This window comes from Microcystis aeruginosa NIES-4325 (genome assembly GCF_008974145.1).
Classification (GTDB): domain Bacteria; phylum Cyanobacteriota; class Cyanobacteriia; order Cyanobacteriales; family Microcystaceae; genus Microcystis; species Microcystis aeruginosa_G.
This window is the reverse complement of sequence record NZ_BJKP01000009.1, coordinates 80,629-96,627: the sequence shown is the minus strand read 5'-3', so window position 1 is coordinate 96,627 and position 15,999 is coordinate 80,629. Positions and strand designations below refer to the sequence as shown.

At 45.6% G+C, this 15,999-nt stretch carries 8 protein-coding genes, 1 tRNA gene and 3 rRNA genes; 7 read left to right on the top strand and 5 right to left on the bottom strand.

The features are described 5' to 3' along the window. The first annotated feature begins 112 nt into the window (after positions 1 to 112). The 3 genes from MiAbW_RS07140 (at position 113) to MiAbW_RS07130 (ending at position 3,790) form a co-directional block, all read left to right on the top strand. Positions 113 to 1,213 carry a type IV pilus twitching motility protein PilT gene (locus tag MiAbW_RS07140; protein ID WP_151695525.1) on the top strand — a complete coding sequence of 367 codons (1,101 nt, stop codon included), beginning with the start codon at positions 113 to 115 and terminating at the stop codon, positions 1,211 to 1,213. Positions 1,214 to 1,372: 159 nt separating this feature from the next. Next, positions 1,373 to 2,587: a type II secretion system F family protein gene (locus MiAbW_RS07135; protein WP_151695524.1), complete on the top strand. Its 1,215-nt coding sequence runs from the start codon at positions 1,373 to 1,375 to the stop codon at positions 2,585 to 2,587. Between the two features lie 666 nt (positions 2,588 to 3,253). After that, on the top strand, positions 3,254 to 3,790 hold the full coding sequence (locus MiAbW_RS07130; protein ID WP_151695523.1) for a hypothetical protein: 537 nt from the start codon (positions 3,254 to 3,256) through the stop codon (positions 3,788 to 3,790). 42 nt (positions 3,791 to 3,832) lie between these two features. Here MiAbW_RS07130 and MiAbW_RS07125 read toward each other — a convergent pair whose 3' ends face one another. Further along, positions 3,833 to 6,403: a TIGR03960 family B12-binding radical SAM protein gene (locus MiAbW_RS07125; RefSeq protein WP_151695522.1), complete on the bottom strand. Its 2,571-nt coding sequence runs from the start codon at positions 6,401 to 6,403 to the stop codon at positions 3,833 to 3,835. 191 nt (positions 6,404 to 6,594) lie between these two features. Here MiAbW_RS07125 and MiAbW_RS07120 point away from each other — a divergent pair, with 191 nt between their 5' ends. The 4 genes from MiAbW_RS07120 to MiAbW_RS07105 all read left to right on the top strand — a co-directional run bounded on the left by MiAbW_RS07120 (position 6,595) and on the right by MiAbW_RS07105 (position 10,518). Further along, positions 6,595 to 7,377: an ABC transporter ATP-binding protein gene (locus tag MiAbW_RS07120; RefSeq protein WP_151695521.1), complete on the top strand. Its 783-nt coding sequence runs from the start codon at positions 6,595 to 6,597 to the stop codon at positions 7,375 to 7,377. A 46-nt stretch (positions 7,378 to 7,423) separates the two neighbouring features. Beyond that, positions 7,424 to 8,758: an MlaD family protein gene (locus MiAbW_RS07115; RefSeq protein WP_151695520.1), complete on the top strand. Its 1,335-nt coding sequence runs from the start codon at positions 7,424 to 7,426 to the stop codon at positions 8,756 to 8,758. A 167-nt stretch (positions 8,759 to 8,925) separates the two neighbouring features. After that, positions 8,926 to 10,029: a non-hydrolyzing UDP-N-acetylglucosamine 2-epimerase gene (gene wecB / locus MiAbW_RS07110; RefSeq protein ID WP_151695519.1), complete on the top strand. Its 1,104-nt coding sequence runs from the start codon at positions 8,926 to 8,928 to the stop codon at positions 10,027 to 10,029. Between the two features lie 3 nt (positions 10,030 to 10,032). Next, the gene (locus tag MiAbW_RS07105; protein ID WP_151695518.1) at positions 10,033 to 10,518 is read left to right on the top strand and encodes a crossover junction endodeoxyribonuclease RuvC; all 486 of its coding nucleotides are present in this window, start codon (positions 10,033 to 10,035) and stop codon (positions 10,516 to 10,518) included. Positions 10,519 to 10,864: 346 nt separating this feature from the next. On the opposite strand, the gene rrf is transcribed toward MiAbW_RS07105, so the two are convergent. The 4 genes from rrf to MiAbW_RS07085 all read right to left on the bottom strand — a co-directional run bounded on the left by rrf (position 10,865) and on the right by MiAbW_RS07085 (position 15,768). Then, positions 10,865 to 10,982, bottom strand: a 5S ribosomal RNA gene (rrf, locus tag MiAbW_RS07100). A 55-nt stretch (positions 10,983 to 11,037) separates the two neighbouring features. Then, positions 11,038 to 13,917: ribosomal RNA gene (locus MiAbW_RS07095) — 23S ribosomal RNA — on the bottom strand. 154 nt (positions 13,918 to 14,071) lie between these two features. Beyond that, positions 14,072 to 14,145: transfer RNA gene (locus tag MiAbW_RS07090), tRNA-Ile, on the bottom strand. A gap of 132 nt (positions 14,146 to 14,277) precedes the next feature. Then, positions 14,278 to 15,768, bottom strand: a 16S ribosomal RNA gene (locus tag MiAbW_RS07085). The 16S, 23S and 5S rRNA genes sit together here with 1 tRNA gene alongside, the layout of an rRNA operon. Positions 15,769 to 15,999: the final 231 nt, after the last annotated feature.

Below are 15,999 nucleotides of genomic sequence, written 5' to 3'. Positions count from 1 at the left end.
GATTTGAGTTTTAAGTAGGGAGTATTAAGTGAGTAGTCTTAAATAGCACTTTGCCAAAGTCTTTTCACTGGTTACTGTTCACTGATTGTACCTTATAGATGGAGTTTAAGCCATGATGATCGAAGATTTAATGGAACAATTGGTCGAGATGGGCGGTTCCGATATGCACATTCAGTCTGGGGCACCGGTCTATTTTCGCATTAGTGGCAAACTGTCCCCGATTAATGAAGAATCTTTAACGCCGCAAGATTGTCAGAAATTGATTTTTAGTATGCTCAATAATACTCAAAGAAAAGAGTTAGAGCAGAATTGGGAATTAGACTGTTCATACGGGGTGAAAGGATTGGCAAGATTTAGGGTCAATGTTTATAAAGAAAGAGGGGCTTATGCTGCTTGTTTACGGGCTTTGTCCTCTAAAATTCCTAACTTTGAACAATTGAATTTACCGGCCGTAGTCCGGGAGTTATCGGAAAGACCGAGGGGATTAATTCTCGTAACTGGCCAAACAGGTTCAGGTAAAACTACCACTTTAGCGGCAATTTTAGACTTAATTAATCGTACTCGTTCCGAGCATATTTTAACTGTAGAAGACCCAATTGAATACGTTTTTCCTAATATAAAAAGCCTGTTTCACCAACGACAAAAAGGAGAAGATACCAAGAGTTTTGCTAACGCATTAAGGGCAGCTTTACGGGAAGATCCTGATATTATCCTTGTGGGGGAAATGCGTGATTTAGAAACAATTAGTTTGGCAATCACGGCGGCGGAAACTGGTCACTTAGTCTTCGGAACCCTACACACTAGCTCGGCAGCGGGAACAGTGGATCGGATTATTGACGTTTTTCCTGCTAACCAACAGGCACAAATTCGCGCCATGTTATCCAATTCTTTACTAGCAGTTTTTAGTCAAAACCTAGTCAAGAAAAAAAATCCTAAACCGGGGGAATTTGGTCGGGCAATGGTACAGGAAATCATGGTAGTAACTCCAGCGATCGCTAACCTAATTCGCGAAGGAAAAGCCCCGCAAGTTTACTCAGCAATTCAAACGGGAATGAAATTAGGAATGCAAACCATGGAACAGGGATTAGCTAATTTAGTTGTTAATGGTGTTGTCTCCTTTGAAGAAGCAATTTCTAAAAGTGGTAAACCCGATGAATTACAACGTCTTGTCGCCGGGGCCAGTGCTAATGCCAAAACTAAAGCCCGGCTCTAATAACAAATAGTAACCTTTAAGCGACCGTCAGCCCCTATCAGTTATCAGTGAAAAGAAAGTACGGAAGTTTTCACTTAACAATATCTAGCCACTTAAAACTCCCATCTGATAACTGATAACTGATAACTGATAACTGATAACTGATAACTGATTTGTCCTATGCCTACTTTTGTCGCACAAGTTAAAAACAGATCTGGAAAAGTTTTCCAAGAAAAAGTTGAGGCCATGTCTCCCGAACAGGCCCGGATGATGCTGAAGGCGAAATATGCTGCCGTCGGTAAAGTCAAAAAAACGGGAGGAGAGATCGATCTTTCCGGTTTAGAGTCGATGTTTGCCAGCATTTCCATCAAAGATAAAGCGGTTTTTTCCCGTCAATTTTCGGTGATGATTAATGCTGGTGTGGCGATTGTGAGATGTTTGGGAGTTTTGGGGGAGCAATGCGGTAATCCGAAGATGAAAAAAGCCCTGCAAGCGATTAGTGCTGAGGTACAGCAAGGGAGTCCGTTATCGGAAGCGATGGCCAAACATCCCGAATGTTTTGATCAACTTTATGTGAGTATGATCGAAGCTGGAGAGACGGGGGGGGTACTCGATGAAGTGCTCAACCGTCTCTCGAAACTTTTGGAAGACATGGCCCGCTTGAAAAACCAGATTAAATCAGCGATGACCTATCCAGTTACGGTGGGAATTTTGGCGGTAATTGTGTTTTTCGGGATGACGGTCTTTTTAATTCCCGTGTTTGCGAAAATTTTCACCGATTTAAAGGTGGAACTACCAGCTTTAACGCAATTTATGCTCTTTTTAAGTGGTGTGATGCGTAGTTGGTTGATTTTAATTCCGATTGTCACTGTTGCTGCCACGGTTTTTTTACTGCGTCGCTATTACAAAACCCCGATGGGTCGTCTGCAAATTGACCATTTTTTCCTTAAAATGCCTCTTTTTGGTGATTTGAATGAAAAATCGGCTGTGGCTAGATTTTGCCGGGTTTTTGGAACTCTGACGCGTTCTGGCGTACCGATTTTAAGTTCTCTCGATATCGTTTGTAATACGGTGGGTAATCAGGTAATTGCCAATGCGCTCGCTGGTGCCAAGGCGGAAATTCAGCAGGGGGGAATGATGAGTTTAGCCCTACAAAAAGCCAATGTTTTCCCAGCTTTGGCAATTCAAATGATTAGTATTGGTGAGGAAACGGGAGAATTAGATGCCATGATGATGAAAGTTGCGGATTTCTACGAAGATGAGGTGGAACAGGCCGTTAAAGCTTTAACCAGTATCATCGAACCCTTGATGATGGTTGGTATTGCCGGGATGGTGGGAACTATTCTTCTGTCTATGTACCTGCCCATGTTTAAAATCTTCGAGGCGTTGGGATAAGTTTATCAGTGATCAGTGATCAGTAATCAGCTTCTGAAGGCAAGAGGCAAAAGTCAGTATCTGGCAATTCTCCTACCTAAAAAGAAGGTTAGAAACTAAGGGACACCTCGAAAAAAGATTTTGTTAACAAAGTGTTGGTTGAGGAAATCTCCTTGAAGTACAGTGGTAAAGAGGGAATAATTTTAAATAACTAACAAGGCACTCCGTCACTCAAAATTCGATTCTTCGAGGTTTCCTATACATAACGCCTTGGTTATTGAGTAAAATTAAACTTTTTTTGCCCATCAATTTAAAAACTTGCGTTTTTTGGATCATCTTAGCATAGAGGACTAGGTAGTATGAGTGACAGCAAAGTTGATTTGTTAATTTTGTCTATCAGTGTAATCCGGGTTAAATCTCTCACTTTTTTCCGTTATCAATTACTAAGGAGTACCTAGATAAATTGGAATTATTGAGAAAATCTTCGCACTAATTGAGAATACAAGGTTTTATGAGGGTTTCAGGCGGTGCAATGCTGGAGTAAATCTATTTTTCGAGGTAGCCTAAGCACATCAAAGCTTTTAGCTTAACCAGTTAGGTTTTAGATTCGGTCGAATGACTATTGCTGGCAGCCTGAAATCAGAAAGATTTTAATTTTCATCTCCCTTTATTTGATGAGGCGAATTTGTGTCTTACGAAACTTTATTAGCGGAATATAGCTGTCGTCAGGGAGCGATCAAATTGTTGCGGCAATATCGCCCCTATTTAGAGTTAATTCCTAGTCTGCGTCGTCCTGAAGAGAGTTTAATTACTATTCCTTTACCGTTGGTCAGAATTCGTCCATCTTCTGCTCTGGAATCTAGAAAGACGGTACAATTAGCCTGTGATTTGGCTATTCTGATGTGTGATCCAGAATGGAAAATTAAATTAGGTTCAGAAATCCTGATTTTTATCCATCGTCCGGGAGAAGATTTCTCTGATTTGTTGAAACGCTGGCGGGAAACACAAATATGTTTAGATCAAGAATATGAGTGGTTAATGCCCCCCAGAGAACAACATATGTTTAGTGAAGGTGCAGAAACAATTCATCCTTTATTTGTGGTTTTTGATCAAACACCTGAGAGGATTAAAAAAGGCTTAAAAGGGGCTTTTTTACCGATGGTTGTTCAAAGTGATCGGCCGGCTTTGATTGATGATTGCTTAGAATTAGTCGATCAAGATTAGCTGACTCTCTTAGTTTAGTATAAAGGGAACAGTTGACGATGGTTAAGCCCCTAAAACCAAGCGCTGACGATGAAAATTAAGCAGCGAAATTTCCTGCCCAGAAACCCTTTCTAACATCTCGACGATATGATCGGGCTGTAGTAAAGTGCCATCATTGCGACAACTGCCCACGTAGCACAAAACGGCTTGTTTGTCAACAGTTTTTAACTCTAATTCATATAATTGTTCTCGCAGATTAATCGTGACTTTTTTGCCGGATTTGGTGGTTTTTTCCCGTTCCATCACCGTTGCTTGCTTAATCGCCTCGATCCAATTTTGCCATTGTTGGCAGTCAATTCCCTCACTGTTAAAAGTGAGCAAATACTCAGCTTTTTCTAACAAACGGGTGGCAGCGGGGGCATTTAAGGGAATTTCTGCCACCTGATAAACTGGCAAATCTGCGGGTAATTGCGCTCTTAACTGCTGTTCAAAAGTCTCTAAATCCATCACTTTTGTCAATTCAAAATCGACAATCTCACCGCTACTGGTTGCTCCCAAGGATAAGGCATTTGCGATCGAAATGCGCGGACCGGGGTGAAATCCACCGGTAAAGGAAATGGGAATAGCAGCCCGACGGACGACGCGATCAAATAAACGCACGAGATCCAAGTGGCTAACTAGGGCTATTTCGCCAATTTTGCCAAACCAAACCCGAATTCTTTGGGCGCGTTCTTGATTGGGTTGAAAATGTCCAGCAAAAGCGGGAATCGGGGGCGCTTCAATGACGATATTATGACCAAAATCGACGCTACAAACGCCACAATGGGAACAACCCTCAAAGGAACAATCGGGGACCGTTGCCGCGTCTAGGGCGCGTTTTAAGTCCTCCTCTAGCCATTTTTTATCGATACCAGTATCCAGATGATCCCAGGGCAAAGGACGCTCTAAAATATCTTTGTCTGCATCGGCAAAAATATTCCATTCTCCCTGTTCTATCTGACGATATTTCCACGTTAAACCAGATTCTTCGATCGCCTGGGACCATGCTTGATAGGCTTTTTCTGTATTATCCCACCAAGCATCCATCCCGGCGCCCAATTGCCAAGCGCGCAGCACCACTTTCCCTAAACTTCTGTCACCGCGACCGATAAAATCTTCCATGGCCGAGATGCGGACGTCGGTATAATTGACTTTTACCCCTCTCATGCCTTGGAATTCCTGTTTTAATAACTCCTGTTTGCGGATAAATTCGGCCGTTGAGACGGAATGCCACTGGAAGGGGGTGTGGGGTTTAGGGGTAAAATTCGAGATAGTTAGGGTAAAATCCAGGGGTTTCCGCTTCGGTAAACGACATTCCCGACGCAACCAGCGCACCGTTTCCACGATACCGATGACATCCACATCGGTTTCCCCTGGCAAACCGATCATAAAATAGAGTTTGACCTTATCCCAACCCTGTTCGACGGCAGTTTTTATCCCTCTGAGTAATTCTTCGTTGGTTAACCCTTTGTTAATCACATCGCGCATTCGTTGGGTTCCCGCTTCCGGTGCAAAGGTTAAACCTGATTGACGATTGCCTCCAATTATGTTAGCAATATTTTCGTCAAAGCGATCGACTCTTTGACTGGGTAAGGATAGAGATATATTCTCATTCTGGAGACGGTTTTTAATCTCCATACCCACGGCAGGTAAAGCTAGATAATCGGAGCAACTGAGAGATAATAAGGAAAATTCGTTATATCCCGTCGCTCGCATTCCTTTTTCAATCGATTCGATTACTGCTTCCGGTTGCACATCCCGCGCGGGACGGGTTAACATCCCCGGTTGACAGAAACGACATCCCCGAGTGCAACCGCGACGAATTTCCACCACTAGGCGATCGTGAACCGTTTCCACGAAGGGAACTAAACCGATAGAATAGGCTGGGATAGGAGTGGCTACCCGGCGTAAAATTCTTTTCGGTACATCGTCACGATTGGGGATAACTGCACCGATTGGGGTGACATCGTAGAAACGGGGGACATATACCCCCGGAATTTGGGCTAAATCTAGTAATAGTTCTTCTTTGCTTACATTAGCTAGTTTACCTTCTTCTAAAATTAAACCGATTTCTGGCAATAATTCTTCGCCATCACCAAGGGCGATAAAATCAAAAAAGTCGGCGTAGGGTTCGGGGTTAGAGGTGGCAGTTTGTCCCCCGGCAAAAATTAGCGGATAGTTACCCGCATCTCTTTCTCTCCAAGTCAAGGGAATTGCCGCTAGGTCGAGCATTTCTAAAATATTAGTAGCCCCTAGCTCGTAACTGAGACTAAAACCGAGAATATCAAAATCGGTGAGGCAACGACGAGATTCTAGGGCAAATAGGGGGGTTTTTGTCTCTTTGAGTTTTTGGGCTAAATCCGGTGCAGGTAAATAAGTGCGATCGCATAGTTGGCGGGGTTGTGCATTGAGGATATTGTAGAGGATAATATGACCGAGGTTAGATGCCCCCACTTCGTACACTTCTGGATAGGTTAACACCCAACGAACCACAGCACTTGCCCATTCTTTATGTTTAGCACCTAACTCGTTGCCCAAATAACGCGCTGGTCGAAAAATGTCGGGGGTAAGCAGTTGGTCTAAAGCAATAGTCACGGCAATCTACCTCAGATATCGTCAGCAATGGGTGCTTTTCTACTATAGCAGCCAGAATCAAGTCAGTTATCAGTTATCAGTTATCAGTTATCAGAGTTCAGTTCACTGATTACTGTTTACTGTTCACTGAAAATACTTCCCACTTCCCCATCTCCCTAAAATTCCAGAGGTTATAAGATAATTAAGCGACGATGAAAGAACCGTTAATTGAATTGAGAGGAGTATCGAAAAGATTCGGGGATAATGTTATTCTCGACGGATTAGATTTAACCATTTATCGAGGGGAGGCCCTGGTAATTATCGGACCGTCGGGAACGGGAAAATCAACGGTTTTACGAGTAATTGCGGGATTAACGGGGATAAATGCGGGAGAAATTCGTATTAAAGGCCAATTGCGTCAGGGATTGCTAGAAGATGGTCGAGAAGTGATGCGCACTTCCTTAGTTTTTCAACAAACGGCCCTGTTTGATTCTCTCACCGTCGGGGAAAATGTCGGTTTTTATCTTTATGAACAAACTAATTTAAAAAAAGCCAGAATTAGGGAATTAGTGGAAAAAAGCCTAGAAATGGTTGGTTTACAGGGAATTAGTGACCTTTATCCCTCGGAACTATCGGGAGGAATGCGTAAACGGGTGGCTTTTGCCCGCGCTATTATCACTAATCCTGATAATCAGGCCGATAATCCCGAATTACTGCTGTATGATGAACCTACCGCCGGATTAGACCCGATAGCTTCCACAATTATCGAGGATCTAGTGCGGACTCTCCATGAAAAATCGGGATCTGCAAACACCTATGTAATGGTTTCTCACCAACAAAGTACCATCCGACGCACCGCCGATCGAGTAGTATTTCTCTATCAGGGAAAAGTGCAATGGCAGGGAGTAGTGGCAGATATCGATCGTACCGATCATCCCATGATCCGACAATTTTTTAGCGCCAGCGTTGAAGGCCCGATTAGGACAATCGTTTAAGCTAGATTAAGCTAAATTAAGAACTATCGAGAATGAGAGAAAAATCATGCAGAGTTCGCGAGCTTTACGGGAAGGAAGACTAGGTTTGTTTGCCCTAGGCGGATTATTGGTCTTTGGGGCGCTCGCTATCTGGGTTCGCGGGGGAGGATTTGGTCAAAGAACCTATCAATTAATCTTCGAGTTTGCTGACGTGGAAGGGTTACAAGTCGGGGCACCGGTACGTTTTCGCGGGGTGAGAGTGGGAAGAATTACGAGTTTTATACCGGGGAGTAATCAAGTAGAAGTTATTGCCGAGATTGCTTCTGCTACTTTAGTTATGCCTAGTAAGGTAACTGTTACTACCAATCTTTCCGGATTAATTGGGGAGGCAGCCATCGATATTACTCCCTTAATTTCTTTAAGTGCTGAGGCCAAAAATCTCGACCCTCTTAGTCCCGACTGTGATCAACAGTTAATTCTCTGTAATAATAGTCGTTTACAGGGGACAACAGGAACACAATTAATGTCTAGTGTTGGTCGTTTAGTGGATACTTTTACCAGTCCTGAATTTGTGGGCAATCTCAATGATGTCACCAAAAATACCGCTATAGCAGCAAAAAAAATCGCCCGTTTATCCGATGATACCTCCCAGACTATCCGTAATGCTCAAAGAGAACTCTCTCGTCTATCTTTGGAATTAGCTGCCACCAGTCGCTCGGTGACTAATACGGCTAATAATGCCTCCCGTTTTGTCAATACTTTAGATAATACCGTTCAGGAAAATCGCAGTCAAATCAGCAGAACTTTTCAACAATCTTCCCAATTAGTCGCTAATCTCAATGCTGTTCTCAGCGAAAATCGGGGACAAATTGTTAATACTCTCGATAATATTAATCAAGCTAGTTTAGGTATTGGCAGTCTCGCTAATAATCTCAATAATACCGCCATGAGGTTGAATGCTGGTTTAGATGAAATTGATACTAAACAAGTCATGCAAAATATCGAGACTATTTTAAATAATGCGGTGGAAACATCGAATAATTTACGAGAAATTACTAAAACTATTAACGATCCTGCTACAATAGTCGTACTGCAAAAAACTCTCGAATCCGCTAGGGTGACTTTTGAAAATACTCAAAAAATCACCTCCGATATCGATGAGTTAATTGGTGATCCCCAATTTCGCGAGAATTTAAGACGTTTAATTGATGGCTTAAGTAATCTGCTTTCTTCTGGGGAACAATTAGAATATAATTTGCGTATCGCTCAAACTTTAGATACCATGACTCAAGAGTTAGCTAAACAAAAAGTTTTGACCATCTCTCGACCTTCTTTAAATCCTAAGCAAATGCAACTCTATCCCCAATTTATTGTTCAACAACCCTCCACGATTGAAAAATGACAAAACAGCACAATTCAAGCGATAAAATGTGAATTGTGATTAATTGTGAATCAGGAATTAGGAATTGTGAATTGTGAATTAGGGAGAATCAATAAAAATAATCTCCTGTCTCCTGTCTCCTATCTCCTGTCTCCTGAAGGCTAAAATAACTGATAACTGATAATAATATGTTGAAATCAATTTGTATTACTCTTGGAACTCGTCCCGAAGCGATTAAATTAGCTCCCGTTATTCGTGCTTTTCAAGAATCGCAACAGTTTCAAACCCATGTAATTCTGACGGGACAGCATAAAGAAATGGTAGCGCAGGTGATGGAATTATTTGCTTTAAAAGCAGACGAAAATCTTGATATTATGCAAACTCGTCAAACTTTAACTGATATTACTTGCCGCAGTTTACGGGGTTTAGAAACAGTTTTTGAGCGCATAAAACCAGATTTAATTATTGTGCAAGGTGATACTACTACCGCTTTTGCTGCCACTTTAGCAGCCTTTTATAAACAAATTCCTATCGCCCATGTGGAGGCAGGATTAAGAACTAATGATATCTATAATCCCTATCCCGAAGAAGCTAATCGTCGCCTAATTTCTCAACTGACTACCCTACATTTTGCTCCCACTACTCTAGCCGTAGAAAATTTACAAAAATCTGGGGTGACAGGAAATATTTACCACACTGGTAATACGGTTATTGATGCTTTATTAACTGTAGCCAAAACCGCACCAAAATGTCAAATTGCGGGCTTAAATTGGTCAGATTATCGGGTTTTATTAGCCACGGTTCACCGCCGGGAAAATTGGGGCAAACCCTTACAGGATATTATCAAAGGGTTCACTTTGTTGTTAGAAAAATATGCCGATACGGCCTTATTATTACCCCTCCATCGCAATCCCACTGTCCGAGAACCAATTCAGTCCGCTTTGGGCAATCATCCGAGGGTATTTTTAACTGAACCTCTCGATTATGCCGAGTTAGTGGGGGCGATTCAACGCTGTTATTTATTATTAACTGATTCTGGGGGCATTCAAGAAGAAGCACCGAGTTTAGGAAAACCGGTTTTAGTATTGCGAGAAACCACGGAAAGACCGGAAGCAGTGCAAGCGGGAACAGCGAAATTAATTGGTACTAATCCGGAGCAAATTTTAGCACAAGCGGGAGAATTATTAGGGGATAAAATCGCCTATGATCGTATGGCTAATGCAATTAATCCTTTTGGAGATGGACAAGCATCCCAAAGAATCCTCCAAATCGTCCAAGATTTTTTGGCTTAATCTATGACTACTTGGTTGGGTATCGACCCAGGATTAGCGATTGTCGGTTGGGCTATTCTCCGGGACAATAGTGAGTTAATGCCGATTTTAGTCGATTACGGCACGATCGAAACTTCTAAAAATCTTTCTACTGCCCAGCGTTTGATCGAAATTGAACGGGATTTAAAGGAGTTAATCGCAGAATATAAACCGGGGAAAATTGCCGTGGAAATGCCCTTTTTTAACCGGCAAATCAAGGCAGCCGGTGGAGTCCTGCAAGCATTGGGAATTATCAATCTGGTTAGCTGCCGCGATGGGGGAATTGAACCGATTTTCCTCCATCAAGCTAGTTGGAAATGTCATCTGGTCCATGGTAAGGCCACTAAAGCTGAGGTGGCTGAACAAATTAAGTATTTATTCGGATTGACAAAAATGCCTATTAATGACTCCGTAGATGCTATAGCGATCGCCTATGCCGCTTTCAGTGGAGTTCGCAATCAAATCTCTTGAAGCAATTCGACGAAATTGGCCTAAAAATTTAGCTGACAACTAAAAGCCATTTTTAAGCTTGTACTATAGACCTCTTGCATAATTTTTTTATGGTTGGGCGGCTTTGCTTTTTTCTCGATTTTTAGATGGAAAGAGAAAGACATTTGGCGATTTTTGTTAATTGTTTTCGATCTAGAGCGAACTAATCAATTAAATCTTTTGCCAGATAAGGATTTAGTCCATTTATGCCACCCTATCGAACCATACTAAGTAACGAAGAACCGGAAATCATCTATGTTTATTAGGAAAAATTAGCCTAAAAACCAAAACCTCCAATCTTGTGGGATTGGAGGGTGGGAAAGAATAATCCTGGCATCGAGCTATTGTCCCAGTCGGCAACCCGACAAGTATCTTGGCCACGGTGAAGTTTCACAACCGAGTTCGGGATGGAATCGGAGTGGTGCCATCACGTTAAAGACACCAGGAAGGGTAGAACCCTCAAGACTGCAAAAGCTAGAGAAAAAGTGGTGAAAGAAGAATGAGGTCAAGCCCTCGGTCGGTTAGTACTCCTCGACTGCACTCGTTACCGAGCTTCCATCTAGAGCCTATCAACGGGTAGTCTACCCGAGACCTTACTGGCTTAATGCCATGAGAGCAATCATCTGGAGGTGGGCTTCCCACTTAGATGCTTTCAGCGGTTATCCGCTCCGCACATGGCTACCCTGCGTTTACCGTTGGCACGATAACAGGTACACCAGCGGTGCGTCCTTCCCGGTCCTCTCGTACTAAGGAAGGCTCCTCGCAATGCTCTTACGCCTACACCGGATATGGACCGAACTGTCTCACGACGTTCTGAACCCAGCTCACGTACCGCTTTAATGGGCGAACAGCCCAACCCTTGGGACCGACTTCAGCCCCATGTTGCGATGAGCCGACATCGAGGTGCCAAACCTCCCCGTCGATGTGAACTCTTGGGGGAGATCAGCCTGTTATCCCTAGAGTAACTTTTATCCGTTGAGCGACGGCCCTTCCACGCGGTGCCGTCGGATCACTAAAGCCGACTTTCGTCCCTGTTCGACTTGTGGGTCTCACAGTCAAGCTCCCTTCTGCTTTTGCACTCTATCGTCCCATTTCCAACGGGACCGAGGGAACCTTTGCGCGCCTCCGTTACCTTTTAGGAGGCGACCGCCCCAGTCAAACTGCCCACCTGAAACTGTCTCCCGCCCCGATTAGGGGTCAGGGTTAGAATTCTAGCCTCGCCAGAGTGGTATCTCACCGTTAGCTCCACCCTCCCCACGAGGAGAGTTTCAAAGCTTCCCACCTATCCTGCGCAAGCGAAGCCCGAAGCCAATTCCAGGCTACAGTAAAGCTTCATAGGGTCTTTCTGTCCAGGTGCAGGTAGTCCGTATCTTCACAGACAATCCTATTTCGCCGAGTCTCTCTCCGAGACAGTGCCCAGATCGTTACGCCTTTCGTGCGGGTCGGAACTTACCCGACAAGGAATTTCGCTACCTTAGGACCGTTATAGTTACGGCCGCCGTTCACCGGGGCTTCGGTCGTCAGCTTTAGATTACTCCTGACCAACTTCCTTAACCTTCCGGCACTGGGCAGGCGTCAGCCTCCATACTGCGTCTTACGACTTGGCGGAGACCTGTGTTTTTGGTAAACAGTCGCCTGGGCCTATTCACTGCGACCCTCTTGCGAGGGTACCCCTTCTCCCGAAGTTACGGGGTCATTTTGCCGAGTTCCTTAGAGAGAGTTATCTCGCGCCCCTTAGTATTCTCTACTTCCCCACCTGTGTCGGTTTCGGGTACAGGCAATTAATGATTAACGTGGTTCGGGCTTTTCTAGGAAGCTTGATCAACGCCACTTCCCTCCCTTGGGAGGTGGGACTCGCGTCTTAGCTCCTGGTGTTTTCGCCACCTCTCATCGCCTTGACTGCTTGCACTGGTAACCAACATCCAGCTGACGTTGACCTTCTCCGTTCTCCGGCACAATCATTAATCGGTACGGGAATGTTAACCCGTTGTCCATCGACTACGCTTTTCAGCCTCGCCTTAGGTCCTGACTGACCCTCCGTGGACGAGCCTTGCGGAGGAAACCTTGGGGTTTCGGGGTGTGGGATTCTCACCCACATTTTCGCTACTTAAGCCGACATTCTCACTTCTATAGAGTCCACAGCTGCTTGCCGCTACTGCTTCACCCCCTATAGAACGCTCCCCTACCACTACAATGTAGTCCACAGCTTCGGTAGATAACTTAGCCCCGTTCATTTTCGGCGCAGGAGCGCTTGACCAGTGAGCTATTACGCACTCTTTTAAGGGTTGCTGCTTCTAGGCAAACCTCCTGGTTGTCAATGCACTCCCACCTCCTTTCTCACTTAGTTATCATTTGGGGACCTTAGCTGGTGGTCTGGGCTGTTTCCCTCTTGACGATGAAGCTTATCCCCCACCGTCTCACTGGTAGTTTTTTTAGCCGTATTCAGAGTTTGCCTCGCCTTGGTACCGGTCTCCCAGCCCGCGGCGAAACAGTGCTTTACCCCGACTAAACTTCCACTACCGCTGCGCCTCAACACATTTCGGGGAGAACCAGCTAGCTCCGAGTTCGATTGGCATTTCACCCCTAACCACAGCTCATCCGCTAATTTTTCAACATTAGTCGGTTCGGACCTCCACTTGGTTTTACCCAAGCTTCATCCTGGCCATGGTTAGATCACCCGGGTTCGGGTCTACAAATTATGACGTATCGCCCTATTCAGACTCGCTTTCGCTGGGGCTGTGGGGTCTTCCCCCTTCACCTGCCATAACCTGTAAGTCGCCGGCTCATTCTTCAACAGGCACACGGTCAGACGTTCAATCGTCCTCCCATTGCTTGTAGGCTAACGGTTTCATGTTCTATTTCACTCCCCTTCCGGGGTTCTTTTCACCTTTCCCTCGCGGTACTGTTTCTCTATCGGTCACACGGGAATATTTAGCCTTACCTCGTGGTCGAGGCAGATTCACACGGGATTTCACGTGCCCCATGCTACTCGGGATGCAGTTAAGCTGGTGCCTTTTTCGACTACAGGACTTTCACCTTCTCTGGTGCGGTTTTCAGCCGCTTCGTCTAAATTTCCCAGTCTTTTGTCACTGTCCCACGACCCCAAGTTCCGAAGAACTTGGTTTAGGCTGTTCCCTTTTCGCTCGCCGCTACTGGGGGAATCGCTATTGCTTTCTTTTCCTCTGGCTACTAAGATGTTTCAGTTCACCAGGTTTGCTCGCTCCACCCTATGTATTCAGGTGGTCGTGTTTAGGGTTGCCCCATTCGGATATCTTCGGATCAGTGCTTGCTTCCCGCTCCCCGAAGCGTTTCGTCGGTAACTACGTCCTTCTTCGCTTCCGTGTGCCTAGGTATCCACCGTTAGCCCTTATTAGCTTGACCTTGCGGTCTTCTTTTTTGGCTTTTTCACCTAGCTCTATGCAGTTTTCAAGGTTCCTCTGGACTCTGTACTCAGAGCCAGCATTCTCTCTTACTATATGAGTAAGATAAGGTGCTGATTCCTCGCTTCCTTTTCTGTTTTTGCCACCTGTGCAGGTGGGCCATCCTGGACTCGAACCAGGGACCTCACCCTTATCAGGGGTGCGCTCTAACCACCTGAGCTAATAGCCCTTGTTCCTGATTCAGGTCTTGTGTGAACCCAGAACCTAGTTTGAAAGCCACATACCTCGTTCCGACCTTTTGGGATTGATTCAGAAGACTGGGCTACTTTTTTTTCACCCTGTCTCGAATTAGGTCTCCCTTTAAGGAGGTGATCCAGCCACACCTTCCGGTACGGCTACCTTGTTACGACTTCACCCCAGTCACTAGCCCTGCCTTAGGCATCCCCCTCCTCGAAAGGTTGAGGTAATGACTTCGGGCGTGACCAGCTTCCATGGTGTGACGGGCGGTGTGTACAAGGCCCGGGAACGAATTCACCGCCGTATGCTGACCGGCGATTACTAGCGATTCCTCCTTCATGCAGGCGAGTTGCAGCCTGCAATCTGAACTGAGGCCGGGTTTGCTGGGATTCGCTGGCTCTCGCGAGTTCGCTGCCCTTTGTCCCGACCATTGTAGTACGTGTGTCGCCCAAGACGTAAGGGGCATGCTGACTTGACGTCATCCCCACCTTCCTCCGGTTTGTCACCGGCAGTCTCCTTAGAGTCCCCAACTTAATGCTGGCAACTAAGAACGAGGGTTGCGCTCGTTGCGGGACTTAACCCAACATCTCACGACACGAGCTGACGACAGCCATGCACCACCTGTGTTCGCGCTCCCGAAGGCACCCCCAGCTTTCACCAGGGTTCGCGACATGTCAAGTCTTGGTAAGGTTCTTCGCGTTGCATCGAATTAAACCACATACTCCACCGCTTGTGCGGGCCCCCGTCAATTCCTTTGAGTTTCACACTTGCGTGCGTACTCCCCAGGCGGGATACTTAACGCGTTAGCTTCGGCACGGCTCGGGTCGATACAAGCCACGCCTAGTATCCATCGTTTACGGCTAGGACTACAGGGGTATCTAATCCCTTTCGCTCCCCTAGCTTTCGTCCCTGAGTGTCAGATACAGCCCAGTAGCACGCTTTCGCCACCGATGTTCTTCCCAATCTCTACGCATTTCACCGCTACACTGGGAATTCCTGCTACCCCTACTGCTCTCTAGTCTGCCAGTTTCCACCGCCTTTAGGTCGTTAAGCAACCTGATTTGACGACAGACTTGGCTGACCACCTGCGGACGCTTTACGCCCAATAATTCCGGATAACGCTTGCCTCCCCCGTATTACCGCGGCTGCTGGCACGGAGTTAGCCGAGGCTGATTCCTCAAGTACCGTCAGAACTTCTTCCTTGAGAAAAGAGGTTTACAATCCAAAGACCTTCCTCCCTCACGCGGCGTTGCTCCGTCAGGCTTTCGCCCATTGCGGAAAATTCCCCACTGCTGCCTCCCGTAGGAGTCTGGGCCGTGTCTCAGTCCCAGTGTGGCTGCTCATCCTCTCAGACCAGCTACTGATCGTCGCCTTGGTAGGCTCTTACCCCACCAACTAGCTAATCAGACGCAAGCTCTTCTTCAGGCCAATTAGATTTCACCTTGCGGCACATCGGGTATTAGCAGTCGTTTCCAACTGTTGTCCCCGTCCTGAAGTTAGATTCTTACGCGTTACTCACCCGTCCGCCACTAGAATCCGAAGATTCCCGTTCGACTTGCATGTGTTAGGCACGCCGCCAGCGTTCATCCTGAGCCAGGATCAAACTCTCCATGATGAATCGTTTGATTCTTTTGACTTTTTTTTGTCTCCCCCTTGCGGGTTTGACTTTTTTGTTATAGAATTGCTTCTAAACGAGGCTGTTTTGCTTGGCTTTCAAACTATTGTTTTGTCTAGGTTCCAGCGTCGTTTGTTTCGCTTCGCTTTCGCTTCGCTTCAACCGCGCATTTACCAATGTATCTAACTTCCCTAAGTTTGTCAACCCCTTTTGGCAATTTTTTTTGATCTT

Excerpts from the sequence above, each read along its gene's own strand:
- MiAbW_RS07140 (WP_151695525.1), top strand. The coding sequence starts at position 113 with ATGATGATCGAAGATTTAATGGAACAATTGGTCGAGATGGGCGGTTCC.
- MiAbW_RS07135 (WP_151695524.1), top strand. The coding sequence starts at position 1,373 with ATGCCTACTTTTGTCGCACAAGTTAAAAACAGATCTGGAAAAGTTTTC.
- MiAbW_RS07120 (WP_151695521.1), top strand. The coding sequence starts at position 6,595 with ATGAAAGAACCGTTAATTGAATTGAGAGGAGTATCGAAAAGATTCGGG.
- MiAbW_RS07115 (WP_151695520.1), top strand. The coding sequence starts at position 7,424 with ATGCAGAGTTCGCGAGCTTTACGGGAAGGAAGACTAGGTTTGTTTGCC.
- wecB (WP_151695519.1), top strand. The coding sequence starts at position 8,926 with ATGTTGAAATCAATTTGTATTACTCTTGGAACTCGTCCCGAAGCGATT.
- MiAbW_RS07105 (WP_151695518.1), top strand. The coding sequence starts at position 10,033 with ATGACTACTTGGTTGGGTATCGACCCAGGATTAGCGATTGTCGGTTGG.